Origin of the sequence: Alloalcanivorax sp. (assembly GCF_964221125.1) — a bacterium.
GTDB classification, from domain to species: Bacteria; Pseudomonadota; Gammaproteobacteria; order Pseudomonadales; family Alcanivoracaceae; genus Alloalcanivorax; species Alloalcanivorax venustensis.
Map to the genome: position 1 here is coordinate 60,124 of NZ_CAXPXK010000098.1, position 26,205 is coordinate 86,328.

A 26,205-nucleotide genomic window follows, 5' to 3' on the forward strand; every position below is an offset into this window, starting at 1 on the left:
TCACCCAAACGGGGCAACCCACCCAAAGTACGCAACCAGACATAGAAAAGTACTCATACATGAATCATCGCCGCAAACCTAAGTTTCCGACAGGAATGAACCACACATCCTATAAAGATATTCATGTCACCAACAAAGGCACAGCCTATTCATTAATATTAGAAAACCGTTGACAGAGAAGCCGCCACCCGGGGAGCAATGCCCGAATCTCTCCTTCACTGAGATACTTGTTCCGAAAATACAAACTCAGAAACCTACCGCTCTTTCTCAAAATCGCAGACTCTCCAAAGGCATCAAGCTGATCCGTCACCTTATCGAGATAACCATGGCGCACGCCCGTGTGCCACAGGTACCAGTCGTTCTTCAAAGGCAGAGCGTTCCGTAGCTCAAAGCGAGTTTCCAGGATATTTGCCTTCCTGATAACAAAACTGGAGCTCTCTTCAAAGTTGCCAATGAAACCGAGCAGAGTGACCATTGAGAAGCCTGAGTATCTGGCGAAACCAACAGACACCACCAGGTCACAGACAATAAGGTCGCCGTCCTGGCCCGGGAGAAGACAGACTTTCGAACCGTAGCGAATAGACTGCGCGCCCGCCCCTTCAATCTTTAACGATCGAGCAATACTCCGCGCCTGCGGCCCTAGCAGTTTATTAAAGCCGATATCGAGAAGAACAGATTCCCTCCTCCGTCTTCCACGCCAAAGCAGGATCAAATAAAAAGAAACCACCATCGCGCTGATCAGAAATAATATTAAGTATGCTTGAGTCGTCATATACATAACTCGGCTTCCCGAGCAGCTGGACCAAGATATGCTAACCAGCCTGGCCTTCCTCTCCCAACTCCTGCCATAATAATATTTTTCACGGAACCCACCCTGCCGATACCGAAAAGACAAGAGCAACAACGCGCACGAAAACATAGGGCCGCCACGTTATTCCAATTTGCATTTTCTGAATAGAGCCTCTATTTACATGTCCTATAAAAGTACCAGAAACGCAAAAAAGGAAATGTTCAGTGCTGACAAGAAAACAACAACATACGATTTAACCTCTTTATTATGGCACGAAACCGAAGGAATCGCCGGGTCGCAGTAAATCACGGCTCTGCTCCCGCACCACGATCTATGGCCCTCTTTTTTGCCAAATAAGACGGCGGCACCACTCAGGCTTAGGAGGCTCGAACCGCAGCGACAAGAGTATTCTTTCCCTCCTACAACGTACTTATATACGAACTTTCTACCCCTCGAATGATTGCCATCGTCGGCAAGCCGCGCGGGTATTGCAACAAAGTACCTGCTTCTTATAGACAAGACCAAATACGAGACCAAGACCAGGAAAGAATATACGAAAATTATGCCAACCAGGAACTGTGACCAAAATGATGACAATGCCAGCCTCTTTTATGCCAGTTACCTATATAGAATTCAGATAGCTGGCAATATATCGTCAATTTCTTATACCAACGACTGGATAGCACTATCGCAACTCCGGCCATCACACCAGAATACCGGAAGTAAAGCTGCCCGGCCCGGGGCGTATTAGCCACACGAGGGAGCTCACCAAGGTAAAAAAAGGCTTGGGAATAGTATATTTCATATCTCCTTAGACTACTGGAACAACGCTCAACCTAAATTGAGGCCAAAAAAACCGATAGCAATCAAAGCGACACCTGCAATAAAGACAACTGCTCGTGTATCTTTTTCAGCAATCCATAACCTTTTATACAAAAGTGAGAAGCTAGGCTTCTTTCCCGAGTAATAGCAGATTCTCTTTTCGCACAAAGTTTCCTTAAAACGCTTCGCCTTATCCTCAGAAAGAAACCTCCCCTTCCCCATTATTGATATTCTATTGGACTCCAGCGTAGCACCGCTGACACGGTATGAGTATTTAACCACAACAAAGATATGATCCATGGGCGCCATCGCATACTCTTTTTTATGAACGATACTTGCGTCCAGATCTTCAATTTCCGCTTCCAGGTAAGGCCCCATAACTAAAAATCTGCACAATGGAATTAGAAAAGCCAAGACAAGAAGAAAACCTATAAAAATAATAAAAAAATACATCATCGACAGTTTCCAGTTTGCGAAACAAGCCGTGAGAAACCAGCATCCAATGCCACACCCATAGCAAAAGCGGCCAAAGCATTAACGAGAGCTAGTATTAAATTACTAAAAAGCATAGTAATAATAGCGAATAGACTCATAACAAAAGCAACGGCCTCGCACACGCTCATATAGTCCAAGCCATTGGCTAGCAAACCTTGAAAGAAAAAACCAACACCGCACAGACTTAACAGAGTCGACCAAAAGCAAAGATGTACTCTTTCGTTTTCACAAAGCACTCATATAATAATTTTTCACAGAGTACCTGTGTCTTATAGAAAGCATCAAACATGAAACCTAAAACAGAAAAGCATACAAAAACAACGCCAATCATGAGTTGTGGCCAAAATGACGCCAATGATGACGGGTAAGAGTTAGTATGGCCAGGCCCGGCCAAAACCATCGAAAATAATATCAGATTATCGATACGCCCGAACTAACCAACGGCCCTGGCGCGGCATGACCACCTGACGGAAGCAATTAGACCTGTACCAAACGCAACGCCCAGACAAGCCCATACCGACATCTCGCCGTACCGCTGCCGGAAACAGTCAGGCAAAAAAATATATAAGAATAACAATATTAAAAAAGGCCCCAGCGCCATCGCAGATGGGTTTCCCAGCTTAACAAACTCGTTAACATGCCTCGACCTTTCTGCGTTTTTACTTTTCACAAAACAGTAATCATCACGAACGAAGGGATCAACACTATCAAATGGAATTTCGGAATTTACGCTCAATGCTCCCGATCGGTAAGTCACCCCTTTACGGCAATAATAATACTCATTTCCTTCCCATCTACATCGGACCCTCTCCCAGCCTTTAGCCAAATCAAGCACAAGAAAAATAAGGTACACAAAATTCGCCGACATAAATCCCAATGCCCCGAATGATGCCGCGAACACCATATACTCTGAAGGGCCACACAAGCTCACGAACATCTCCCTATCGTTAATTCCTTATACCAACGGCTCGATAGCGCTATCGCAACTCCCGCAACCACGCCCCAAAATACCGGCAGTAGAGCGGCCAAGAACATCAAAGACAGCAGTGGCCCCAAGTACCCAAGAAGAGTGAACAGTGTAAGAACAGTTCCTTTCTGGCCACATGCCGTAACGATATCAAATATATCGATCGATAAGCCTATCAAAGACAGGAAGTTAGTCACTGTAGACGCAATAGCTCGGATTGCTACTTTATTCGCATCAGATGGAGAAGCAACCAGTTCGGCTTTAATTGAGAAAGCGAAGGCGTACCATGTTGAAAACTCAGAGAGAAAATCAAGAAACCCGCCGTTTTCGCCGCCGGCGATGAGGTAGCCGCCGGCGCCGGTTTCGGGGTCGATGACCATGTAGCCGGCGGAGGGGCGGCCGTGGAAGTTGATGGTGTCTTCGTGGGCGGTGACTTCCTTGCCGGCGCGCACGGCATTGCGGATGTCGGCTTCCACGGAACTGCTCAGGTTTAGGGCGGCCATGGCCTGGCTCAGGTTGCTCTGGGTAATGGTCCAGATTTTCTGGCCTTCCGCCGCCGCCAGCTGCAGGGCTTTTACGGCGCTGATGCCGTGGGCGGGGTTGTCCTCGGTGCTGTACATCTCTTCGGGCACCAGGTGCTCCATGGCGGACATGCGGGCGCCGTTGGCGCGGTTCAGGGCGACCCAGCGTTCCCGGTTGTTGTCCTTGTCGACCCGGATACTGCTCATATGGTCCACGTCCATGGTCAGGCCGCTTGCTTTTACGTCCCTGGGCATGCCGAACCAGTATTGCGGTTGCAGGCTGGTTTTGAACAGGCCGTAGCTGGGCGCTCTGTAGCCAATGCTGTTGGCTTGCCGTTCGCCGATCTGGTCCTGCATGTCGTTGAGGGCGAAGTAGCCGAGGATGGTGCTGTAGAGCATGTCACCCACCAGCTGTTGCTTGGTGAGGCCGGTGTAGTCCTCGGCATCCAACTTGGCCCGGGTGTCTTCCAGGCTGGTTTCGAGATCTTCGGCGGCCTGGGCGCTGATGCCTTGCAGGTCCAGGGCGAGCGCGCGGTATTCACCGGCGACCGGATTGTTCTTCGAGGTGTCCCAGCCCCGGCCCGGCTGCCAGTAGCCCATCTCCGAAATTAAGCCGGACCCCATAGTCACTTCCACGTCCGGGTTGGCGACGATGTCTTCGTCGACGGCAAGCTCAGCCTTCAGGTTGATCAGGTAGCCGGGCAGCGTGTCGGGGAGCTGGCCCGTATCCAGTTCACCCTCTTCATCCGGTTGCGGCAGATACCCTGCCAGGGTGTCTTCGTCTTCCTGCGTGGCGGGAGAGAAAGACACTGAGAGCTTTCTGCCGGCGAGCGCCACGGTGGGCTCTTCGATGGTGAACAGCTCGGTGCCTTTGTAGCCGTTGGCGTCGGCGTGCAGTTGGTACTTGAACTTCCAGCGTAGTGAATCCGACAGCTCCGGCGTGGTCAGCTGGCGAGTGATCCGCTGGTACGGCAGTGAGGGCGCCAGTTGCTCGTGGATCACTTCCTTGATGCCCTTGCTCCCTAACACTTCGCCCACGGTGGCGTCCGGGGCCTGGCTGTCGATGTAGGCTTCCAACTCCGCGCGATAGTCTTCGAGGCTGTCTTCAATGGCGCCGCCGGGCACGCCTTGCACCCAGCCTTCTTCTTCGTTGATGGTGCTTTGCTGTTCGATGGTGTCGGCCAGCGCTTGCGCATCGAAAGGCACCTCCTGGTCCAGCGCCATGCCGTCACCGTAGTCGTACTGCTTGAAGCTGGCATCCATTGGGATCCAGCTATCGCCCTGGCGATGGTCCGCGCCACGGCTCGGGTGGAAGTCCACCCAGGCTTCCACCCAGACGTGCTCCAAGCGGAAGCTGTCGACACGGCCGCCACGGGTCATGGCTGTATTCGGGATGCCGCCCTGGCCGAGCAGGTTGCCGGCCGCGCCGGGAGCACGGACGCCACCCACCCAGTTCATTACCTGGTCCGCGGGTATTTCCACGGTGCCCATGGCGTAGCGCGCCGGTATTTCAGAGGCACGCAGCAGCGCAATCAGAAGGCTGGCGGTGTCGAAAGCGTTACCGCGACGGCTTTCCAAGGTGTATTCGGCACCCTGGATGGAGCCGTAGCTGGGAACGAACTCGATGTTATTGCGCACCCACTGGTAGATCGCCACGGGCTCGTGATTCAGCTCTTCCGCCAGCGCTTCGATGGCCGGCGTGATATCCGCGTCCAGGGTGCTCGCCAGATGCTCCTCGTCGGGGGCCACCGCGCTTTCCAACAGGAGGCCGTCCATGGATGCCGATGAACTGGCGACCTGCACCCCCATATCGAACAGGGGAAGCCCGCTGCTGCGGCTTAACTCGGAGGCGCTGTTCGCGGGGGCGCGGGTCTGGTCCGGGTCCGGGGTTCGCCAGGGGAGTTTGTTCGGGTCGAAGGGGTCACGGGGCTTCTCCATGCGGAACGGCTCCAGGAAGCCGACCAGCTCCGCAGTGGCGTCGCTCTGAGCGGCGAGTGACGCTGAGCCGGTTACCGACCGCAGTTGCTCCTGCAAACGTCGATAACGCTGGCGATAGTCCGCCACCGCGCGCTCATGCCGGTCGCGAATTCGAGCACTGGCGTTGGTTTTCTCCAGCCGGGCCCCGGTTTCTTCAAAACCGGCCAACGCTTGCTGGTGCATCGCCTTCGCTTTTTCCTGCAGCCAGACAAGGCGCTCCGTAGCCAGCGCTTCGTCGCCAAGCCCCAGCGCCCGGGCAGCGCGCGCCATGATTCCGGAGTCCTCGCCGAGTCGCTCGTTGATAGTCTGTTGTTGCTCGCGCGCCTGGTCGTGAATGCCGCGCAAGACCTGCTCGAAGGTCTGATGCCGGGCTTCCCAGCGGGCCTGTTCCTGCTGCTCCTTGTGACGCTCGGTTTCGATGGCGATCGCCCAGGACGGCCAGATCACGGCGTTAAGCAGCAGAATAGTGGTTGCCAGGGCCACGGTGCGGCACAGCGCACCGGCGCGACGAATCTGTTCCATGATGGTCTCCCCCAGAGAAGGTCCTTTTCCGTATGTGGTTTTCATGGGCGAATCCCCCGAATCGCCCGGTCGAGCTCAAGCCGCAGCGCACTGGCCTCCGAATGGTGTGACGCTGCCAGGGACGAGGTGGCTTTCAGCGCAAAGCGCAACGCTTTTTCCCGTTTGCCTTGGTGTAACGCGTGTTTCGCTGAGCCCAGTGCCAGCAGGGCTTTTTTCAAAGCCAGGTCCCAGGGCCTCTGCCAGTAAGCGGCACCGACCTTTTCATGGACCTGATCGAGGTCAGGTCCATCCTGGTCCAGCTCCAGGTGAAGCTGCCTTGAAGCCTCTACCTGGTTGCCGGCCTGGTCTTCGCCTTCAAACACGGCCTCCACTCGCAGGCTCTGGTCGCTTTCGTCCGAGGCGATCCAGGCTTGCAGAACGCGGGTCTCACCGGCCGCCAGGTCAAAGCGCCATTGCCCGTCGTCACCGGTATCGGGCATCGCGTCCAGTAACGTCCCGCCGTTGTCCCAGTTCAGAGAGGCGGTGACCGCCAAGGCCGGTCCCGTGTTCTCGACGATCAGGCGCAGCGGCACCGGTTCACCGGCGATCGGGTTCAGACTGGATGGCGCGGTGTGGTCCAGGGCCCGCTCCATAAGTTCGGCCATCGCCCCTTGTTCTTCACCGCCGGCGTCCGAGGCGGTCATTTCCGCGAGCCAGTCAAAGGCCAGGAACACCGTGCGCCCTTCCCCGTATTCATTGAGCGTGACCGCTGGCGTGTTGGGCTCCGGATGCGGCCAACCGTGGTGATGACCGCCACGACGTCCTTTGTGATGCGATGACGACTTGAAGTAACCGGCCAGATTCGCCCCGTGCAGACGGGTCGCTGGGACCTGGCGCTGCAACAGCAGTGGCAGCTCACCGGCCTGGGCCAGAGCGCTGTCCAACAAGGTCACGGTGTGGGGCCGGTGCGGCTTATGGCCCGGCCCGTGACCGGGCTTCAGGCCCAGGGCCGTGGTCAGAAGCAGCGGGTGCGGCCGGTCGCCGGAAGCCTGGATGACGCCCTCGCCGCGGTTTGCCGCTTCGCGCAGGTACTTGGCGTCCCAGTGATTCAGCGGCACACGATCGGCGAGCAGCAGATACTGGTGGTGCTGACCGGCATGGAGCTGCCGCCGGAACGCCTTTGATGAATCCACCAGGGTGTGTGCGCGGCTTGCCAGGAAGGTGTCCAGACGGGCGCGCTGCTCGGCGATCGCGGGTTGCTCCAGCTTATGGTCGCGCTGATCGCTCCTGGCGCGTTCCTCCAGCGAGACGTCCACCACCTGGAAATCGCCCAGGTTATCGCCGGGCTCCGGCGGTTTGCCGCAATGAAACTTCCGCTTTCCGGTGGTCAGAGTGTTCCGGAACCAGAGGAAGCGCGGGTAATCCACCATCACCTCAAGGCTGTGCTTGCTCTCGAAGTGTTCCGCCAGGTCCTCACCCTCGATCCGCACCTCAACGCCCTCGGCATCGAGATCGCTGATCGTCAGATCAAGGCGGCGCTCGCCGTCGTTATCCATCTCGCCGTCGAAGAAGCGCGGGGTGGCGGTTTCCAGGTCCCGAATCAGGAACGGGCTTTCCAGCGCCTTGGCGTTAACCGTATCCAGTGGCCGGATCGGCTGTTCGAAATCCGCCTTCAGAGTGATACCGGTGACGGCTTCACAAGTGGAACGAACCGGATCCGCCAGCACCAGCAGTCGTGGTGCATCGGAGGCGTATAAACCGGTCTCGATCGACAGCGGCTTCTCCTTAATCTGGAACAACGCCTGGTCCAGTTCCCGGACCTCGCCGTCCAGGCTTACGCTCAATGCACAGGCATGTCGTGTCAGGGTTCGTCCGGCGGTATTGAACGAATCCGTGAAGGTCACAGGTTCATCGCCACTCAGGGTGACCGAGGCGCTTTCAGTGGCCAGGGTTTCACGGTTGTCCACATCAAGTCGGGTGCGCGTCACCGTCACGGTGCGGGGATCGGCGCCTTCGGGTAACGAGACACGGTAGCGACAGGTCTGGCTGTCGCCCTGATACACCCACTCTTGCGCCAGGGTGACTTCGCCGGACACGGCAGCCAACGGGTCCCTGACCACATCAAACGTCGCCTGATCCCGCGCCAGCGTTTCCCCATCGGCGTTAAGCAGAGTCCCGGCTACGCTGTGGGTGCCGGGTTGCGTGTTATCCAGCGACACCGCGTCGCTGAACGGCAGCACCTGCGCCACGGCCAGGCTACTTACCGGTCGCTCCTCGTTGAGAAGCACGGCACCATCAGGGCCGCTGACCACAAGCCGATAGCGGGCATTCTGGATCAGGGTACTGGCGCTGGTATTTTCGAGCAGACTCTCCAGAGCGGCGGTCTCGTCCAGCCGGTAGGACGCCCGCTCGGCACCCACGCCCACATCAGCCACCGGCACGGGTGAGTCACCGCCCTCCCGGATCACCAGGTCCGCGCTGTCGGTATCCAGCGTGCGGCCATCGGCCGCGTAAAGAACAGCCACCGCGCGGTAAGGGCCGGCCACGGTAACGCCGGTGTTCCATTGATCGACCACCCGTTGCGCCTCGCCGGCGGCGAGCTCGGCGACCCCTTGTTCCGGGAAGCCGATCACGCGGACGCCGTCGCTGTCCTCGATATGCAAGGCCACCTGGTAGCCCGCCGGCAGCGCTCCGCTGTTGGTGACCAAAGCGTCCAATTCCAGCTGCTCGCCCGGCGCCAGGGTGTGGCTCGACAACATAAGCGAGACCTCGCCGAGGCGCGCGGACACGGTCTCGGAGGCGGTATTGTTGCCGGTGTTGCACTCGGAGACCTCTCCGCTGATTTGCGCGCGGACCTGTACCTCGTCATCGGACAACAGGGTCGCGTCGATATCCTCCAACACCACCGTCTGACGGGTACCGGATTCCAGGCCGCCGGTATACTCAACGTCACCGATCACCTGCCCTGCCGATGGATCGCCGTTGTAGAACGTCAACGTGACCGTTTCGGAGATATCCGCCGAGCCGGCGTTGCCCAACACGGCACTGAGGCTGACGGTTTGCCCGTTACCGTTGTCGAGGAGGGTCAGCGCACCCACCGTAAGGTCGGCGATGCGCGTCTCTCTGGAAATCTTGCCGGCGATGCCTTCCATGTACTCTTCATAGCCATCCACCGTGAGGACGAAACCACGCTCGCCGCCCGCGGGCTGGGGAAAGACAATAGTGTTCAGCAGATTTTCGTTCGCACCAGACCCCACGCCGATTGCGTTTAGCACACTAATACCAGCCTGGCGGGCACGCTCGGAGGCAGCCACCGCACGGGACTGGTTGGATTGCCCGTCCGTGGAGACATCAATCACACGCAATGGGGCCGCCGGGCTCGCGTTGGTAATCAGGTCCGAAGCACGATCGATACAGCTGTGGATGCTGGTCCCGCCGCCGCGCTTGTTGATCGCGCGGATCGCATCGCCCACTTCGGCGACGTTGTCTTCTTCAACAATGACCGGATCCAATTCCACGTAGGCGCCGCTGGCGAACTGCGTCACCGACACCCGCACACTGCCATCCCGGGGCACAATATCCGCGTCTTCGATGGCCCGCGCGGTGCCCTCGAGTTGCAGCTGGAACTCCGAACGGCTAACGCTGCCGGAGGAATCCATGCACAGCCCCAGGTCCAGATAGGGCTTCTGATTGTTCACGCACTCGCCGGCGGTGCTTTCCAGGTTATTGCTTTCGGAAAGTTCGGTGATCGATTGCTCTGAATCCAGCATCACCGAAATCGGCGCGTCCCTGAACGGCAGATCCCCCTCGATGGCCAGTTCCAGGTCCAGGGTGGTGTCCACTTCCACCGCTTCGGCGACAACCAGGCTGCCCAGTACGGGCTCGTTATCGACACCCCAGACGCCGTCGCCATCCAGATCACTGAACGCGATCACTTCGAACGGTTGGGTAAGATCGCTGTTACCCCGGTTAATCAGCGTGACGCCCAGCGTACCGCCGGCGGCGAAGGTGGCTTGATTCGAGGTCAGCGCGGCGGTATCCAGGCCCTGTACGGCGAGATCCGGAAGCAGCGCGTCGACGCCGGGATGACGCATGCGGATTTCACCCAGATCAAGCGTGCCGCCGGTGGTCATCACCAGTGGGAACGCCTTGTCCTGATAGTCATCCAGGGAGAAGCGGATTTCATAATCCGCGAGCAACAAGCCCGGCACCTCGAACGCACCGTCCTGGCCGGTGAGCCCTTCGCCGTTCACGGTGGCACTCCCCGGCGGCCCGACCTGCACCAGCACGCCTTGAAGCGGATCACCGGTGCGCACGTCCACCACACGGCCGGTCACGCTGTTCACCGCTTCGTCCCGAGGCGTGATGGCCACTTCACCCAGATCATTGATGAAGCCGGCCTCCACCGCACCGGATCCGGTCAGTGGCAGGTAGCCATCCATGCTGACTTCCAAACTCACGTCACCGCTCGGCAGCCCTGCAACCTGGAAGCCACCGTCCTGGTCGGTCAGGCTTTCTTCCTGATAGCTGTCGCCTTCCACCAGCACCCGGGCGCCTTCGATGCCGCGCCCGGTGATGGCGTCCACCACCGTGCCGGTAAAGCCGCCGGGCTGTTCGCCGCCGGGGGCGCCTTCCTCGACGAGGCGCGGAGAAAAAGTGATGTCGGCGCCCGGCGAGGCCTGCGCCACGCCGGACGCCGGCTGAAAGCCACCGGCGCTGACCGTCACCGTCAGTTCGCCGTCGTTCAGTTCGTCCAGCTGGTAGAAGCCGTCGGCGCCAGTGGTGGCACTTTTGCTGTCGTTACCGACCTGAGCCGTTACCATCGCCCCGGCGACAGGCTCACCGCCCTCTTGCGCGGTCACCGTACCGGACAGGGTCACATCACCGTCCGGCTGCGGATCCAGAGCCGGGGAAAAAATCAGTGTCTGGCCGGCCACCACCTCGGCCTGGCCCTGGGCCTGCCCGTAACCCGGCGCCGAGGCGGACACCGCAACGCTTCCGGCGGCGACCTCGTCCAGCAAATAGCGTCCATCCGCGCCGGTAATCACCGACGTGCCACCGGCCAGAGCAATGGTTGCCCCGGACAGCGGCGCGCCACTGCGGCGGTCGGTAACCTGCCCGCGTATCAGCCCGGTGGTCACCGGCTCGCCGGTGTCCGGATCGGTGGCACGCACATCCAGTCGGATCTCGCCAAGGTCACGCTTGTCACCGGTCTCCAACACGGTGTTAAGAATCAGCGTGCGATAGCCGGAACGGGATATTTCTACGCGATAATGGCCGCGCTGAAGATCGGTAAAACGAAAGGCGCCCGCCTGGTCGCTGCGCGCGTCGATGTCCTGTGGACCTTGCAAGGCGATCAGCGCATCGGGCAAGGGCTGGCCGCTGTCCGCGTCGACAATCGTGCCGTTCAGCACCGTGAGATCCGCCGGCGGTTGCGCCGACAAGACCAGCGCCCGAAGCGCCAGAGCCGTGATGTAGGTGTCACTCTCAAAGTCGCCGGCGGGGTTCTGCCGGCTCGTCAGTTCCGCCACCCAGTCATCGTAAGGGGACCGGTCCACCGCTTCGTTCAGTAGCGGAATCAGTACTAGGGCCAGGCTCTCCGTGTCGGTCACGGCGCCGTTGGCAAGGCGGTTGCTTAAGAACCCACGCGCCTCGGCAAGCGCGCCGGCGATATTGAAGTCACGCCGGAACTCCCACAGCGATTGCATTACCAGGGCACTGGTCTGGACCTGGGAGCTTTCCCCGTCCAGGCCCCAGCCACCGTCTTCGTTCTGGCTATCAAGCAGAAAACCGATGGCCTGGGCCGCCGGCTCACCGGTGATGTTGTACTGCCGCAGCGCGGCGAGAGCGAACGCCGTGCTAAGCGGATCGGGCTGGTAGCCCGGGAAGGCACCGAACCCGGAACGCTCGCCCTTGCGGCGCAGCAGTCGATCACGAAGGTCGCCATCAACACCGTTGGCAGCGAGCCCCATGAACAAACGCCGCGCCAGATTTTCCGTGCTGGCGTCCGCTTCCGCGGTTTGCAGATAGGCCGGAAGGCCATCAATTAGCGCACCGCCGGACCATTCCGCCGTGCGCCACAGTGCCACCGCCTCCGAGGTGGCCTGAAAACCGATAGCCAGGCTGGCGTCTCCGGCCATGCCGCCATTGTCGGTGACCTGACTGGCCAGCCAGCTGCGGCCTTCCGCCAGACCAGCGTGCGCCGGTGATGACGCTGCTACCGCCATCAGGATGGCAAAAAGAAAAAACACAACACGAAACCGGAAGCCAGGTCCGGCAAAAGGCGTCTCCATGCCCTACCCCCAAATTGCTATTCCTTGCGCTTTTGATCCCCCACGGACCGAGAGCGGCAAACCTAGAGCCGCCAAAACTAGCAAAGCTAACCAACAAGATGCATAAGAGATCGCTTACACCGGCTGTAAGAAATCAGCCAGTCGGCAACGAAGTGTGAACTCGGTTCCAGAATGCTCTGGCAGCGGGTTACTGCACCGTCCACCACACCGGCAACAACGCCTTCACTTCGCCGCGTGCGAAACGGTCGTCGATCAGGTGCACCACGCCCCGGTCGGTTTCGGTGCGGATCACGCGGCCGGCGGCCTGCACCACTTTCTGCAGGCCGGGGTAGAGGTAGGTGTAGTCGTAGCCGTCGCCGAACAGGGCCGCCATGCGTTGTTTGAACTGCTCGTTGACCGGGTTCATTTGCGGCAGGCCGAGGGTGGCGACGAAGGCGCCGATCAGGCGGGCGCCGGGCAGGTCGATGCCTTCGGCGAAGGCGCCGCCGAGGACGGCGAAGCCGATGCCCCGGCTGTGCGCCTGGAAGCGCTCCAGGAAGGCGTCGCGGGCGGCTTCGTCCATGCGCCGGTCCTGGGCCCAGACGGTGAGGTCCGGGTGGCGCTGGCGCAGGGTGGCGAGGGCCTGGTCCAGGTAGTCGTAGCTGCTGAAGAAGGCCAGGTAGTTGCCGGGCCGCTGGCGGTACTGGTCGGCGATCAGGTCGGCGATGGGGACCAGCGAGGCCGGGCGGTCGCGGAAGCGGGTGGAAATGCGGCGCGCCACACGCACTTGCAGCTGGTCGGCCTGGAACGGCGACGCCACTTCGCTCCAGGCGGTGTTGTCCGGCAGCCCCAGGAGGTCGGCGTAATAGCGCGGTGGGCGCAGGGTGGCGGAGAACAGCACCGTGCTGCGGGTGCTTTCGAAGCGCGGGCGCAGTAGCGCGGCGGGGACCACGTTACGCAAACAAAGGCGGCTGGCGCGTCGGCCTTTCAGGCTTTGGTGCCAGGTGATGTCGAACAGAAACGCATCGTCGTCGAACAGTTCGGCCACCCGTAAAAAGTGCAGCGCGTCGAAATAGAAACGGGTGAGATCGCTGTCCAGGGCGAAGGGTTGTTCGGCGAGGTAATCGGTGATGGCGGCGGCGGTGCTTTGCAGACTGTTCAGGAAAGCGATGGGCAGTTCCGGTTGTACCTGGTAATCGGCATGCGGGTCCTCGGTTTCGCTGTCCCGGTTAAGGCTGTTCCATTGCCGTTGCAGTTTTTCGAAGGCTTTTTTCAGCGCCGCCGGCGTGTGTTTCTTCACCGCGCGGAAGGCGGCCTGATCCAGCTCGGCGGAGTACATGCCCCTGCCCCGCTCCACCAGGTTGTGCGCTTCGTCGGCGAGCACGGCGACGCGCCATTGGTTGGTGGTGGTGAGGCCGTGCAGCAGCGCGCTGAGGTCGAAGTAGTAGTTGTAGTCGCCCACCACCAGGTCGCTCCAGCGGGCCATTTCCTGGCTCAGGTAGTAGGGGCAGACGCTGTGTTCGAGGGCCAGCTCGCGCAGGCGGGTCTGGGTCAGCCGGGTTTCTTTGGCGGCGGCGGCGCGGGCGGCGGGCAGCCGGTCGTAGAAGCCCTGCGCCAGCGGGCAGGATTCACCGTGGCAGGCTTTGTCTGGGTGTTCGCAGCTTTTGTCGCGGGCCACCAGTTCCAGCGTGCGCAGGGGCGCCGGGTCCAGGGTTTGCAGCGCGTCCAGCGCCAGCTTGCGGCCCGGGGTTTTGGCGCTGAGATAGAACACCTTATCCAGGTTCTGGCCGGGCATGGCTTTGAGCAACGGGAACAGGGTGCCGACGGTCTTGCCGATGCCGGTGGGCGCTTCGGTGAGCAAGCAGCGGCCGGTGCTGGCGCTTTTATACACCGCTTCCGCCAGCTCCCGTTGCCCGGGCCGGAAGCGTTCGTGGGGAAACGCCAGATCAGCCAGCGCGTGATCGCGGGCGTCGCGGTGGGCCAGTTCCTGGTCGGCCCAGTGGATGAATATTTCGCACTGGGTTTCGAAGAAAGCGCGCAGGTCTTCGGCGCTGTGGGTTTCGCGCAGCGGGGTTTCTTTCTGTTTAACGATATCGAAATAGACCAGCGCCAGTTCCAGTTCGTCCAAGCCGCGCTCGGCGCACAGCAGCCAGCCGTAGATTTTCGCCTGGGCCCAGTGCAAGGCGCGGTGGTTGGCGGGCATCAGGTCGAGATCACCGCGGAAGGTTTTCACCTCTTCCAGACGGTTGCGCTTGGGGTCGTAGCCGTCGGCGCGGCCGCGCACTTTCAGGTGTTTGAACTCGCCACTCAAAGCGACCTCGTTTTCGTAGCTCTCGCCCCGGCGACCGGCCACCACGGCGTGGCCGGCGATGCCTTCCTGGGCGGTGGGCGACGGCGTGAACCGCAGGTCCAGGTCGCCGGCCTTGGCGGTGAACTCGCACAGGGCGCGCACCGCCACGGTATAGGTGTTGGGGGTCCCGATGGCGTCGGTCATTGCCACGTCACCTGGCAGACCGCCACCGGCAGGTCGCGGGCGATGAAAAAATCCAGCCAGCGGCGCTGGTTGTCCTGCAGCCGGTCGCCGGGGCCTTTCACTTCCACCATCCGGTAGCGACGCTGCGCCGGCCAGAACTGGATCAGGTCCGGCAGGCCGGCGCGGTTGGCGGCGATGTCCGCCAGCAACCGTTCAAAGCACAGGGCAAGGTGATCGGCGGGCAGGCAATCCAGCGCCTGTGCCAGCAGCGCTTCGGAGAGCCGGCCCCAGTGCACGAACGGCGACAGGCGACCGGATTTTTCCCGGTAGCGGGCCAGGATCCGCGCCCGGTGCTCGCCGTCCGCCAAAGCCTGGAAGCCGGCGTCGAATTCGGCCCGGCGGCGGCAGCGAAACTCCGGGTGGTGCAAATCCGCCGGGCCGCTCTGGAACGGGTGGAAGAAGGCGCCGGGCACCGGCGCGAAGATCGCGTCCCAGAACAGCAACCCGAACAGCCCCGGAAGCAGGCTGTTTTCCACGTAATGGACCGGCGCTTCGGAGGTGGCCAGGGCCTGGGCCGCCGCCTGCTCCACACTGGCCGCCGGCGGCAGGGACAGGTGCAGCACCTGGGGCCGGGCCGGCGCCGCCGGGGTTGGCCGGGGCAGGCCCAGCTTGCGGTGCAGCCGGGGTATCAGGCGCCGCAGCTGCTGGCGCTCCGCCTCGCTTTCGAGGGCCTGATCCGCTTCCCGCGCCAGGGTCAGGGCGGCGTCGTAGTGCTCCCGGCGCTCCAAAACCCGCAGTTGCCGGCCCCGGGCGCCCGGGTGGCGGCAGTGGTGATACAGCGCGCCGGCCCGTTCCAGTTCGCCGGCCCGCTCCCACTCTCGCGCCAGCTTGAAACACAGTCGGTCCCAGCGTTCTCGGGCCCAGGGGTTCTCGGGCGCCGGCGGCAGCGCCGCTTCCACCTCCTCCAGGGCGTCGCCCGCCTGGAACCGGTCCCGGCAGGCGTTCAGGTGCAGGTAGGCGTCCACGTCCCGCCGGCTCTGAAACGGCCGCACGCCCTGGCTGAAACTCACCGGCTCGTACTGGAAGGTGCCCAGGTCACTGAGCACGAACTCGGACCAGTCCTGATAGAGATTACCGAAGAACATCAGCCGGAAGCGGTCGCACAGGGGCATCAGGGTGAGGTGGTACACCGGCGTGTCCGAAGGCGCCTGGTAAACGTCTTCGAGTTCGGACAGCGCTTCCAGCCAGTCCGCCTTGCGGGCCGAGGCCGGCACCCCGGCGGCGGCCAACGGCTCACGCAACAGGTGGCGCAGTTCCGCCTTGGTGAACAGCCGGAACAGGGTCGGCAGGTCGAGCGTCGGGGCCGGGTCCAGCCAGCCGTGATCGATCAGCGGCGCGGCGGCACTGACGGCATCGCCGATTTCCGGGTAAACCAGTTTGTCCGCTCGGAAGTGCTCGCCCTTGCGCGTCACCATGCGCACCAACAAGGCCCGCGACGGCCGGGGCAGTTCCGCGAACGCCGCCACGAAGGCGAGCTCGTCGTCGTTCAGCAGATCGCCATGGCGCGACGCCACCCAGCTCAGCACTTCCTGGAAGTGGTGCAGGTAGTAAAACGGGTCGTCCAAGGTGACGTTGGCGATCGGGGCACTGTCCATTTGGCTAGCATACCAATGGACAGTGCCCGCTCCAATCAGTCCGTTCCGGTCAGATAACGCCGTCGCGCCGCAGCTGGTCTATGGTGGCCGCGTCCAGGCCCAGCACCTGGCTCAGCACGTCGCCGGTGTGCTCGCCGAGCAGCGGCGGCGCACTGGCGTAACGCACCGGCGAACCGGACAGGCGTAGGGGGCTGCCCACCAGGGGCACGCTTTTCGTCAGCGGGTGAGACAGATCAATGCGCAGACCCCGGTGTTGCACCTGCGGGTCCTGAAAGACCTGCTCGATGGTGTTCACCGGGCCGCCGGGCACGCCGGCGTCCTCGAGCAGGCGCAGCCATTCGGCGGTGGTCTTCATCACCGTGGTCTGGCGCAGGGCCGGAATCAGCGTATCGCGGTTGGCCACCCGGGCGGCGTTGGTGGCGTAGCGCTCGTCGGTGGCCCACTCCGGGCGGCCGGCGACTTCACAGAAGCGGGCGAACTGGCCGTCGTTGCCGATGGTGAGAATGATGTCGCCGTCGGCGGCGGGGAACGTCTGGTAGGGCACGATGTTGGGGTGGGCGTTACCCATGCGCCCGGGGGCGGTGCCGCTGGTAAGGAAGTTCATCGCCTGGTTGGCGAGGGTGGCCACCTGCACGTCCAGCAGGGCCATGTCGATGTGCTGGCCTTCGCCGGATTGATGGCGATGGTTCACCGCCGCCAGCACCGCGATGGCCGCGTACAGGCCGGTGGTGATGTCGGTGAGGGCCACGCCGGCTTTCACCGGACCGCCGCCGGGTTCGCCGTCCGGCTGGCCGGTGATGCTCATCAGACCGCCCAGGCCCTGGATCAGAAAGTCATAGCCCGGCCGCTCCGCGTAGGGCCCGTCCTGGCCGAAGCCGGTGATCGAACAGTAGATCAGACGCGGATTGATCGCCGCCAGGGACGCATAGTCCAGGCCATAGCGCTTGAGGCCGCCGACCTTGAAGTTCTCCAACAGCACGTCGCTTTCCGCCACCAGCTCTTTCACCAGCCGCTGGCCTTCCGGGCGGGTGATGTCGATGGTGACCGACTGCTTGTTGCGGTTGGCACTCAGGTAGTAGGCGGATTCGGAGGTGGGCGCGCCCTGGCCGTCGTTGAGATAGGGCGGGCCCCAGGCGCGGGTGTCGTCGCCCCGGCCGGGGCGCTCGACTTTAATCACTTCGGCGCCCAGATCGCCGAGGATCTGACCGGCCCAGGGGCCGGCCAGCACCCGCGACAAATCCAGGACGCGGAGGCCATCCAGGGCGCCCCTGGCGGCGCCCGTTTGCGTCCTGGTCATTCGCCAGTGAAGGCCTGCAGGCCGGTCTGGGCACGGCCCAGAATCAGCGCGTGCACGTCGTGGGTGCCTTCGTAGGTGTTGACCACTTCCAGGTTCACCAGGTGACGGATCACGCCGAACTCGTCGGAGATGCCGTTGCCGCCGAGCATGTCGCGGGCCATCCGCGCGATGTCCAGGGCCTTGCCGCAGGAGTTGCGCTTCATGATGGAGGTGATTTCCACCGCCGCGGTGCCTTCGTCCTTCATGCGGCCCAGGCGCAGGCAGCCCTGCAGGCCCAGGGTGATCTCGGTCTGCATGTCAGCCAGTTTTTTCTGGATCAGCTGGTTGGCGGCCAGCGGGCGGCCGAACTGCTTGCGGTCCAGGGTGTACTGGCGCGCCTTGTGCCAGCAGTCCTCGGCGGCGCCCAGCGCGCCCCAGGAGATGCCGTAGCGGGCCGAGTTCAGGCAGGTGAACGGGCCTTTCAGGCCGGTCACTTCGGGGAACATGTTCTCTTCCGGCACGAACACATTGTCCATGACGATTTCGCCGGTAATGGAAGAGCGCAGGCCCATCTTGCCGTGGATCGCCGGGGAGGACAGGCCTTCCCAGCCTTTTTCCAGAATAAAGCCGCGGATCTTGCCGTCTTCGGTCTTGCCCCACACCACGAACACGTCGGCGATCGGGCTGTTGGTGATCCACATCTTGTTGCCGGTGAGGCTGTAGCCGCCGTCCACTTTCTTGGCGCGGGTGGCCATGCTGCCCGGGTCGGAGCCGTGGTCCGGCTCGGTCAGGCCGAAGCAGCCGATCCACTCGCCGCTGGCCAGCTTGGGCAGGTACTTCTGCTTCTGCTCTTCGCTGCCGAATTCGTTGATCGGCACCATCACCAGGGAGGACTGCACGCTCATCATCGAGCGGTAGCCGGAATCCACCCGCTCCACTTCGCGGGCAATCAGGCCGTAGCACACATAGTTCATGCCGGCGCCGCCGTAGGCTTCCGGGATGGTGGCGCCGAGCAGGCCCAGCTCGCCCATTTCGCGGAAGATTTCCGGGTCGGTCTTCTCATGGCGGAAGGCTTCCAGGACACGCGGCGCCAGCTTGTTCTGGGCGTATTGCTCGGCGGTCTGGCGCACCATGCGCTCGTCTTCGGTGAGTTGCTGGTCCAGCAGCAGCGGGCTGGCCCAATCAAAAGATGCGTTCTGTGCCATGGAATTCGTCCTCTTCATTCCGAACCAAAGTCGGCCTGTCACGCCCCGGGGCGCCGCAAACCGGTGTCATTATTGGATTTGGGCGTCATCCTAGGGAGAACGGCGCACCGCTTTCAAACGATAAAATTGCACCAACCTGTGCTATTTTGTCACTTGTTGATATCAAGCGAGTGAATCATGCGCCGGAAAATCCCCGCCACCACCGCCCTGGTCGGCTTCGAGGCCGCCGCCCGCCACCAGAGTTTCACCAAGGCGGCGGAAGAGCTGGCCCTGACCCAGAGCGCCATCTGCCGGCAGATCGCCAACCTGGAGGACTTCCTGGGCGTGAAGCTGTTCCGGCGCACCCGGCGCGGCGTGCAGCTCACCGAGGCCGGCCGCACCTACAGCCGCCGGGTCACCGCCCGCCTGGACGATCTGGAGCGCGATACCCTGGCGGTGATGGGCCAGCACGGCCCCGGGCAGACCCTGGAACTGGCGGTGGTGCCCACCTTCGCCACCCGCTGGCTGCTGCCCAGGCTGCGCGGCTTCCACGACGCCCACCCGGGCATCACCGTGAACCTGACCAACCGCACCCGGCCGTTCCTGTTCGCGGACACCGAATTCGACGCCGCCATCTACTTCGGCGACGGCGAGTGGCCCGGCACCCGCACCACCGCGCTGATGCACGAAGAGCCGGTGCCGGTGTGCAGCCCGCGCCTGCTCAACGCCAACGGCGTGCGCACCCCGCAGCAGCTCGCCGAACAGACCCTGCTTCAACAGACTACGCGCCCCTACGCCTGGCGGGAATGGTTTGATTCGCTGGGCCTGCGGGTGGACCAGGACATGGCCGGCCCGCGCTACGAACTGTTCTCCATGCTCGCCGAGGCGGCCATGCAGGACATGGGCGTGGCGCTGATTCCGCCCTTCCTGATCCGCCAGGAGCTGGAGGCCGGGCGGCTGGTTGTGCCGTTTCAGCACAGCTACCGCACCGCCAAGGCCTACCACCTGGTATTGCCGGAGCGCAAAGCGGAAGACCCCAGCCTGAGCGCGTTCAGCGACTGGCTGGTGGCGGAGGTCACCGCGTTTAAGGAGACGGCGGCGCTGTAACGGCCTCGGGCAGCGGCGCGCTGTTCAGGGTTTTCAGGAAGGCGACCAGGTCCGCCACCTGGCGGTCGGTGAGATCGGGGATCAGGTCCAGGGTGTCTTCGCGCTGGCCCAGGGTGTCGCCGTCCGGTGGCTCCAGGTAAAACCGCACCGCCTGTTCCAGCGTGGCGAAGCGCCCGTCGTGGAAATACGGCGCGGTGCGCGCCACGTTGCGCAGGCTGGGGGTCTTGAAGGCGCCGCGCTGGCTTTCCGGCGGCGGCAGGAAACGCAGACGGTCGGCGTCGCCGTCATCGCCCGCGTAGGGCCCGGCGGCGTTGAACGGGCTCGCGGCGAGGCGCCGCAGCCCCTGCTCCCGGCCGGTGTCCCGGTGGTCCGTGACCGGCACGCCCAGGTTGTGGAACGCCTGGTTGCTGAAATCCGGGCCGCTGTGGCAGAGCGTGCATTGCGCCTCGCCGACGAACAGCTTGAGCCCGCGCCGGGCGGCGGCGGGGAAGGCGTCGTCCGGCGGCGGGTCCGGGTTGTCGGCGAGCGCGGCGGCGAAGCGATCGAACGGCGAATCATAGCGCACCAGCCGCCGCTGCCAGGCGGCCAGGGCCACGCCCAGATTGGCCATCACCCGGTTGACCGCGTCCTGGTCCGCCGCCGCCATGCGCCGCCAGGCCCGGCCTTCGGGCGAGTCCGATGCGGCCTGGGGCGAGCCGTGGGCCGGGAAACGCGCGCCCTCGGACATCGGCGGCAGGGGGCCGAAGCGGCGCCGGTAGGCGGCGCGCAAATCCTTATTTCGATACAGCGTATGCGCCAGGTTCAGACGGTCGTTATCCAGCTCCCGAGGGTTCTCAATCACCAGAAGCATTTGCGACCAGAGGCTGTCGGCGGCGCCGTCCCATTGAAACCAGGGGTTGTCCGCCACGTTGATCAGAGTCGGAGTATTGCGGTGGCCGCGCCCGGCCGCTTCCGGCAGGGCCAGGCCGTCCGTGAAGGCGCGTTCCGGCTGGTGGCAAGAGGCGCAGGAAAAGCGGCCGTCCCCGGACAGCCGGCGGTCGAAGAACAGGCGCTGGCCGAACTCCGCCAGCGCCGGGTCCGGAATTTCCGGCGGGGTATGGCCCGGCGGCACCGCCAGCGCCCGCACCGCGGCCCGCTCGGCGTCCGTGAACGCGGTGTCACCGGCGCCAGCGGCGGCCAGCCAGGGCACCGCCACAGCCAGCGCCGCGATCAGGGCGGCGCCTCCCAAGAGCCGGCTCATCCCCCGCAGCAGGGCAGCGTCAGCCAGGCCCGGTCTTCGCCGTCGTCACCGTCGATGGCGACCTGCAGGGTCCAGGCACCGCCCATATGGAAGTACAGCCCCTCCACCAGGATCAGGCCGTCGCGGGCGCTCACTTGCGGTTCGGACTGCATGCCGTGGGCGAAACCCTGGTCACGACCGTGGCGCATGCCCGCCTCGACGGTGACGGCAGAGGCGTCCAGGGGCGCGTCGGGGTTATCCATGCTCACCACCCGTAACCCCAGGCTGAAGTGCTCGCCCTCGGGCAGCGGCTCGGGCACCTGGCGCACTTCCACCCGGTAACGTCCCTGCTCGCTCAACACCTGGGCGGGCACGGCGCCGGCGGCGTCATCGCCTCCGGCGGCCAGTACGGAGGGCGACCAGAGGATCGCGAAGAGCAAGGTAAAAAGGGGCAGGCGGCGCGCTGTTATCATTATCGGGCTCCCGGTGATCCAAACCCGTCATCGTCGTCACGGCGGCGTGAGCCTTCCGTGAAACGCCGTGTTTACCCTGGCCGTTTTCGGCGGCCCGGGCGGCGCTTCAAGAGCGCCGCGCCGGGGCCTCCGGATCCGCTTCCCGGCGCCGCTGGGCCCGTCCCAGCAGAAAGCCGGTGCCCGCCCAGGTCAGGGCGATGCCGGCGCCGATGAACATGGCCAGCCCCGGCAGCTCGCCGAGCAGATCCAGCGCCCGCTTCACCCAGCCGCTGACCGCGTCGCCGCCGCGATAGACCACGGTGTCGATGAAGTTCTTGGCTTTGAACTTCTGCTGCGGCGGCACCACCGTGTAGAGCATCTCCCGGCCGGGGCGCACCAGCGCGTACTCGCCGGCCCGGCGCGCCACCATGATCACCACGAACACCGCGAAAGTGGGCGCCAGCGCCAGCCACAGGAAGCCGGCGGCGATCACCACCGGCACCGCCACCAGCAGCACGCCGATGCCCAGGCGCTGGGCAATGCGCCCGGTGAGGAAAATCTGGGTGAGAATGGCGAGGCCCTGGACCACGGTATCGATCAGGCCGAACACCTGGGTCTGCCGGGTGGGGTCCGGGAAGTGCTCCGCCACCAGCCGCGCCTGCTCGAAGTAGAGAAAGGTGCTGACGCTGGCCAGCAGCACCACGAACACGGCGATGCCGATCAGAAACGGGGTGCGGGCCACTTCGGCGGCGCCCTCGAAGGGGTTGCCTCCGAGCGGCACATGGCGGCTCTCTTCTTCGGGCTGTGCCCCGGCCGGCAGCGGGTTGCGGTCGCGCCAGCGGTACAGCCACACCCCGGCGCCGGCGCTCGCCGCCAGCAACAGGGCCGCCAACATCAGCAGGCCGACGTGGCCCACCGGCGCCACCAGCAACGCCCCCAGGCCGGGCCCCGTGAGCCCGCCCAGGCTGGCGCCGCCGGCGATCATGCCGAACAGGCGCTTGGCCTGGGTGGTGGAGAACACGTCGGCGAGCACGCTCCAGGCCAGGGAAATCGCCACCAGGTTGAACACCGACAACCAGATATAAAAGCTGCGCGCCGCCCAGGGGTTTTCCGGCCAGCGCAGGAAAACCGCGGCGAACAGCAGCAGGTTGGCGACGAAAAAACCGTAGGCCCAGGGCATGATGCGCCGCCGCGCCACTCTCGACGCCAGCCAGCCAAACAGCGGCAACACCGCCAGCGCCGCCACGAAGGTGCCGGTGAACAGCCACTGCAGGTTGTCCACGCCGCCGGCCACGCCCATGGTCTCGCGCACCGGGCGCAGCATGAAATAACCGGTGAACAGCAGGAAGAACATCAACAGACCGGCAAGCACCGAAGGCGCTTCCCGGCTGTGCAGATTGAACAAGCGGGCGAAGGTGCTCACGCCGCTACAGGTCCATCGCGATCAGTTCCCGAGTTTGTGCCTCGCTGAGCAGCGGCCCGTAGCCGGCCTGCAGGTTGTCCCTTTGATGCTTGGGTTTGCTGGTGGCGGGGATCACCGAGGTCACCGCCGGGTGGCTGATGGCGAACTTGAGGAACATCTGCGCCCAGGATTCCACCCCTACTTCCGGCGCCCAGCCGGGCAGCGGCTTGTCCTTCACCCGGCCAAACAGCTTGCCGTCGTCAAAGGCGCGGTTGATCAGCACCGCCACACCCTTGTCACGGGCCAGCGGCAGGACGGTTTCCGCCGCCGCCGGCGCGTTGATGGAGTAGTGGATCTGGATAAAATCGAGCGGTTCGCTGCGAAGGATCCGCTCCATTTCGTCCAGGCCACGATCCAGGTAGTGGGTGACACCCACATACCTGGTTTTGCCCTGCTCTTTCAGCTCGCGGGCGTAAGGCAGCTGGGTTTTCCAGTCGCGCAGGTTGTGCACCTGCAGCAGTTCCACCTTGTCAGTGCGCAATGCCTTGAGGGATTCGGCCCACTGCCGCTCGGCCTCGGCGCGGCTGTCGGCGGCGATCTTGGTGGCCAGGAAGCATTGGTCCCGCCAGCCGCCCTCTTCCAGCAGCGCGCCCAGCACCTTGTCCGCGCCGCCGTAGTTGGGCGAGGTATCGAACACGGTGGCGCCGCTGTTGAAGAAGATCGCCATCACTTCCTTGAGGCGCTGGTACTTCTCCGAGCCGATCTCGGCCACGAAGCTGCCGGAGGTGCCGGCGCCGACCACCGGAATTTGTTCGCCGCTGGCCGGGATGGCGCGGGTGCGCAGGCTTTCGCCGGCGGGCAGCGCGCCCTTGCCGTCCGCCGCCAGTGCCGCGCGGTGCACGCCCAGGGCCAGGCCGGCGCCGGCCCAGAGGCTGGTATTGAGGAAATCACGACGTGAAAACATGGCACTCTCCTTGTCACTCTCCAACGGCATTATTTTTGGTCAGACTAAACCACTGGACACTGGATAGGCGAAAAAGTATCCACAAAACGTGAAACCCGGATTGTCGAAACGGCGGCCGCCACGACGACTGTGAGACGACACCCTTCCGTTAACAGGAGCGAACATGAAATATCTTTGTCTGGCTTATGAAGCGGAACAGGACCTCAAGTCCCTGAGCCGCGAGGAGTGGCTGGCACTGCGCCAGGAAACCCTGGATTATGTGGCGGCGCTGCGCGAGCGCGGCGAGCTGCTCGACACCCAGGCCCTGCAAAGCCCCACCCGCGCCAGGGTCGCCCGCGTGCGCGACGGCAAAGGTTCGGTGACCGACGGTCCGTTCGCGGAAACCAAGGAGCAGATCGGCGGTTACTTCCTGATCGAAGCCCGCGACGACGAGCACGCGCTGGAGATCGCCGCCCACTGGCCGTCGGCCCGCATCGGCGCTATCGAAGTGCGGCCCATCGAGGCCGAGTTGCGCGAAGAAGGACGTTACTGAAAGGACCCCACCATGCCCCCCGCTGTACCCGATGAAATCACCGCGACCCCGGCGACCCGCCGCGAATGGCTGGGCCTGGCGGTATTGATGCTGCCCACGGTGCTGCTGGCGCTGGATATGACGGTGCTGCACCTGGCCGCGCCGCATCTCAGCGCCGACCTGCAGCCCACCAGCGATCAGTTGCTTTGGATTCTGGATATCTACGGCTTCATGATCGCCGGCTTCCTGGTGACCATGGGCACGCTGGGCGACCGCATCGGCCGCCGCAAGCTGCTGCTGGCCGGCGCCAGCGCCTTCGGGCTGGCGTCGGTGATGGCCGCGTTCTCCGAGAGCGCGGAAACCCTGATCGCGGCGCGTGCTCTGCTGGGCGTGGCCGGCGCCACGCTGATGCCGTCCACCCTGTCGCTGCTGCGCAATATGTTCCAGGTGGAGCGCGAACGCACCCTGGCGATCACCGTGTGGATGACCGGTTTTATCGTCGGCAGCGCCATCGGCCCGCTGGTGGGCGGCGCCTTGCTGGAATTCTTCTGGTGGGGCTCGGTGTTCCTGCTCGGGGTGCCGGTGATGCTGCTGTTGTTGCTGTGCGGCCCCTGGCTGCTGCCGGAGTTCCGCGACGAGAACGCCGGCCGCCAGGATCTGCCCAGCGCCCTGCTGTCGGTGGCGATGGTGCTGGCGGTGATCTACGGGCTCAAGGATCTGGCCCGCAACGGCGTGCACGCGGCGCCGTTCCTGTCGATGCTGCTGGGCCTGGCCCTGGCCGTGGTGTTCACCCGGCGCCAGCGCCGTCTCAGCGAGCCGATGTTCGACCTGAGCCTGTTCCGCAGCCGCCATTTCAGCACCTCGGTGGCGGCCATGATGCTGACCATCCTGGCGCTCTCCGGCGCCTGGCTGATGGTGTTTCAGTACCTGCAGGGGGTGCTGGGGTTGTCGCCGCTGCAGGCGGGGCTGGCCATGCTGCCGCCGGCGGTGGTGCAGACGGCGGCGTCGTTACTGATTCCGGCGGCCACCCGCTACATACCGCATTCGCGGCTGGTGAGCGGCGGCCTGGTACTGGCCGCCGTGGGCCTGGCGGCGCTGATGCGGGTCAACGATATCGACGACCTGATGCTGCTGGTGGTGGGCATGACGATCATGGGCATGGGCGTGATGCCGATGATGATCCTCGGCACCGACATGGTGGTGAGCGCGGCGCCGGCCACCAAGGCGGGGGCCGCCTCGGCCACTTCGGAAACCGCCACCGAGCTGGGCATGGCCCTGGGCATCGCGGTGATCGGCAGTGTCGGCGCGGCGGTCTACCGGCGGCATATGCTGGACGCCATGCCGGCGGGGCTCAACGACGCCCAGACCCTGGCCGCCGGCGATACGCTGGGGGGCGCCATCGGCGCCGCCGCGCAACTGCCACCGGCGCTGGCCGCCCAGGTGCTGGAAGCGGCCCGCGCCGGCTTCAGCGCCGCCCTGCACACCAATTCCGCCATCGGCGCGGTGATCATCGCCGGCACCGCCCTGATGACGGCGCTGTTACTGCGGGGCCGGCCGGCGAACGCCGCCGCCCCGGCCGGCGCGGCGGAAACCGTGGAGGAGCAGCCCTAGGGCCGC

At 63.5% G+C, this 26,205-nt stretch carries 15 protein-coding genes; 3 read left to right on the top strand and 12 right to left on the bottom strand.

Annotated features, from left to right (window positions below):
* Positions 1 to 145: 145 nt before the first annotated feature.
* From ACEQZD_RS11875 to ACEQZD_RS11910, 8 genes are all read right to left on the bottom strand, one after another.
* Entirely contained in the window at positions 146 to 778 is a 633-nt protein-coding gene (locus ACEQZD_RS11875) for a hypothetical protein (RefSeq protein WP_372530079.1), read from the bottom strand.
* An 843-nt stretch (positions 779 to 1,621) separates the two neighbouring features.
* On the bottom strand, positions 1,622 to 2,068 hold the full coding sequence (locus tag ACEQZD_RS11880; RefSeq protein WP_370185722.1) for a hypothetical protein: 447 nt from the start codon (positions 2,066 to 2,068) through the stop codon (positions 1,622 to 1,624).
* A gap of 966 nt (positions 2,069 to 3,034) precedes the next feature.
* Positions 3,035 to 6,094 carry a transglutaminase domain-containing protein gene (locus ACEQZD_RS11885; RefSeq protein ID WP_370185725.1) on the bottom strand — a complete coding sequence of 1,020 codons (3,060 nt, stop codon included), beginning with the start codon at positions 6,092 to 6,094 and terminating at the stop codon, positions 3,035 to 3,037.
* Between the two features lie 41 nt (positions 6,095 to 6,135).
* On the bottom strand, positions 6,136 to 12,366 hold the full coding sequence (locus ACEQZD_RS11890) for a carboxypeptidase regulatory-like domain-containing protein (protein ID WP_370185728.1): 6,231 nt from the start codon (positions 12,364 to 12,366) through the stop codon (positions 6,136 to 6,138).
* A 187-nt stretch (positions 12,367 to 12,553) separates the two neighbouring features.
* Positions 12,554 to 14,839: a helicase C-terminal domain-containing protein gene (locus tag ACEQZD_RS11895; protein WP_370185731.1), complete on the bottom strand. Its 2,286-nt coding sequence runs from the start codon at positions 14,837 to 14,839 to the stop codon at positions 12,554 to 12,556.
* On the bottom strand, positions 14,836 to 16,473 hold the full coding sequence (locus ACEQZD_RS11900) for a VRR-NUC domain-containing protein (RefSeq protein WP_370185733.1): 1,638 nt from the start codon (positions 16,471 to 16,473) through the stop codon (positions 14,836 to 14,838). The genes ACEQZD_RS11895 and ACEQZD_RS11900 overlap by 4 nt, the downstream gene beginning before the upstream one ends.
* Before the next feature lie 49 nt (positions 16,474 to 16,522).
* On the bottom strand, positions 16,523 to 17,770 hold the full coding sequence (locus ACEQZD_RS11905; RefSeq protein WP_370185736.1) for a CaiB/BaiF CoA transferase family protein: 1,248 nt from the start codon (positions 17,768 to 17,770) through the stop codon (positions 16,523 to 16,525).
* A complete protein-coding gene (locus ACEQZD_RS11910; RefSeq protein WP_370185738.1) occupies positions 17,767 to 18,954 on the bottom strand; it encodes an acyl-CoA dehydrogenase in 1,188 nt (395 codons plus the stop codon). The genes ACEQZD_RS11905 and ACEQZD_RS11910 overlap by 4 nt, the downstream gene beginning before the upstream one ends.
* A gap of 177 nt (positions 18,955 to 19,131) precedes the next feature.
* Between ACEQZD_RS11910 and ACEQZD_RS11915 the strand changes: the two genes are divergently transcribed.
* Positions 19,132 to 20,040 (top strand): LysR family transcriptional regulator, encoded by a 909-nt coding sequence (locus ACEQZD_RS11915; RefSeq protein ID WP_142948559.1) that lies wholly within the window; start codon positions 19,132 to 19,134, stop codon positions 20,038 to 20,040.
* Here ACEQZD_RS11915 and ACEQZD_RS11920 read toward each other — a convergent pair.
* The 4 genes from ACEQZD_RS11920 to ACEQZD_RS11935 all read right to left on the bottom strand — a co-directional run bounded on the left by ACEQZD_RS11920 (position 20,018) and on the right by ACEQZD_RS11935 (position 24,077).
* Positions 20,018 to 21,268: a cytochrome-c peroxidase gene (locus ACEQZD_RS11920; RefSeq protein WP_370233020.1), complete on the bottom strand. Its 1,251-nt coding sequence runs from the start codon at positions 21,266 to 21,268 to the stop codon at positions 20,018 to 20,020. The genes ACEQZD_RS11915 and ACEQZD_RS11920 overlap by 23 nt on opposite strands.
* 8 nt (positions 21,269 to 21,276) lie before the next feature.
* Positions 21,277 to 21,732, bottom strand: a complete 456-nt coding sequence (locus tag ACEQZD_RS11925; protein WP_370185744.1) for a hypothetical protein — start codon at positions 21,730 to 21,732, stop codon at positions 21,277 to 21,279.
* A 106-nt stretch (positions 21,733 to 21,838) separates the two neighbouring features.
* Complete coding sequence (locus ACEQZD_RS11930; RefSeq protein WP_370185747.1) at positions 21,839 to 23,134, bottom strand: NTP/NDP exchange transporter; 1,296 nt, start codon at positions 23,132 to 23,134, stop codon at positions 21,839 to 21,841.
* A 4-nt stretch (positions 23,135 to 23,138) separates the two neighbouring features.
* A complete protein-coding gene (locus ACEQZD_RS11935) occupies positions 23,139 to 24,077 on the bottom strand; it encodes an aldo/keto reductase (protein WP_370185750.1) in 939 nt (312 codons plus the stop codon).
* Positions 24,078 to 24,240: 163 nt separating this feature from the next.
* On the opposite strand from ACEQZD_RS11935, the gene ACEQZD_RS11940 reads away from it, so the two are divergent.
* Positions 24,241 to 24,609 (top strand): YciI family protein, encoded by a 369-nt coding sequence (locus ACEQZD_RS11940; RefSeq protein WP_142948555.1) that lies wholly within the window; start codon positions 24,241 to 24,243, stop codon positions 24,607 to 24,609.
* A gap of 12 nt (positions 24,610 to 24,621) precedes the next feature.
* On the top strand, positions 24,622 to 26,199 hold the full coding sequence (locus ACEQZD_RS11945) for an MFS transporter (RefSeq protein ID WP_370185753.1): 1,578 nt from the start codon (positions 24,622 to 24,624) through the stop codon (positions 26,197 to 26,199).
* Positions 26,200 to 26,205 lie beyond the last annotated feature (6 nt).

Coding starts and splice junctions, on each gene's coding strand:
- ACEQZD_RS11875 (WP_372530079.1), bottom strand. CDS start 778: ATGTATATGACGACTCAAGCATACTTAATATTATTTCTGATCAGCGCG.
- ACEQZD_RS11890 (WP_370185728.1), bottom strand. CDS start 12,366: ATGGAGACGCCTTTTGCCGGACCTGGCTTCCGGTTTCGTGTTGTGTTT.
- ACEQZD_RS11935 (WP_370185750.1), bottom strand. CDS start 24,077: ATGTTTTCACGTCGTGATTTCCTCAATACCAGCCTCTGGGCCGGCGCC.
- ACEQZD_RS11905 (WP_370185736.1), bottom strand. CDS start 17,770: ATGACCAGGACGCAAACGGGCGCCGCCAGGGGCGCCCTGGATGGCCTC.
- ACEQZD_RS11885 (WP_370185725.1), bottom strand. CDS start 6,094: ATGGAACAGATTCGTCGCGCCGGTGCGCTGTGCCGCACCGTGGCCCTG.
- ACEQZD_RS11895 (WP_370185731.1), bottom strand. CDS start 14,839: ATGACCGACGCCATCGGGACCCCCAACACCTATACCGTGGCGGTGCGC.
- ACEQZD_RS11915 (WP_142948559.1), top strand. CDS start 19,132: ATGCGCCGGAAAATCCCCGCCACCACCGCCCTGGTCGGCTTCGAGGCC.
- ACEQZD_RS11910 (WP_370185738.1), bottom strand. CDS start 18,954: ATGGCACAGAACGCATCTTTTGATTGGGCCAGCCCGCTGCTGCTGGAC.
- ACEQZD_RS11945 (WP_370185753.1), top strand. CDS start 24,622: ATGCCCCCCGCTGTACCCGATGAAATCACCGCGACCCCGGCGACCCGC.
- ACEQZD_RS11940 (WP_142948555.1), top strand. CDS start 24,241: ATGAAATATCTTTGTCTGGCTTATGAAGCGGAACAGGACCTCAAGTCC.
- ACEQZD_RS11880 (WP_370185722.1), bottom strand. CDS start 2,068: ATGATGTATTTTTTTATTATTTTTATAGGTTTTCTTCTTGTCTTGGCT.
- ACEQZD_RS11900 (WP_370185733.1), bottom strand. CDS start 16,473: ATGGACAGTGCCCCGATCGCCAACGTCACCTTGGACGACCCGTTTTAC.
- ACEQZD_RS11925 (WP_370185744.1), bottom strand. CDS start 21,732: ATGATAACAGCGCGCCGCCTGCCCCTTTTTACCTTGCTCTTCGCGATC.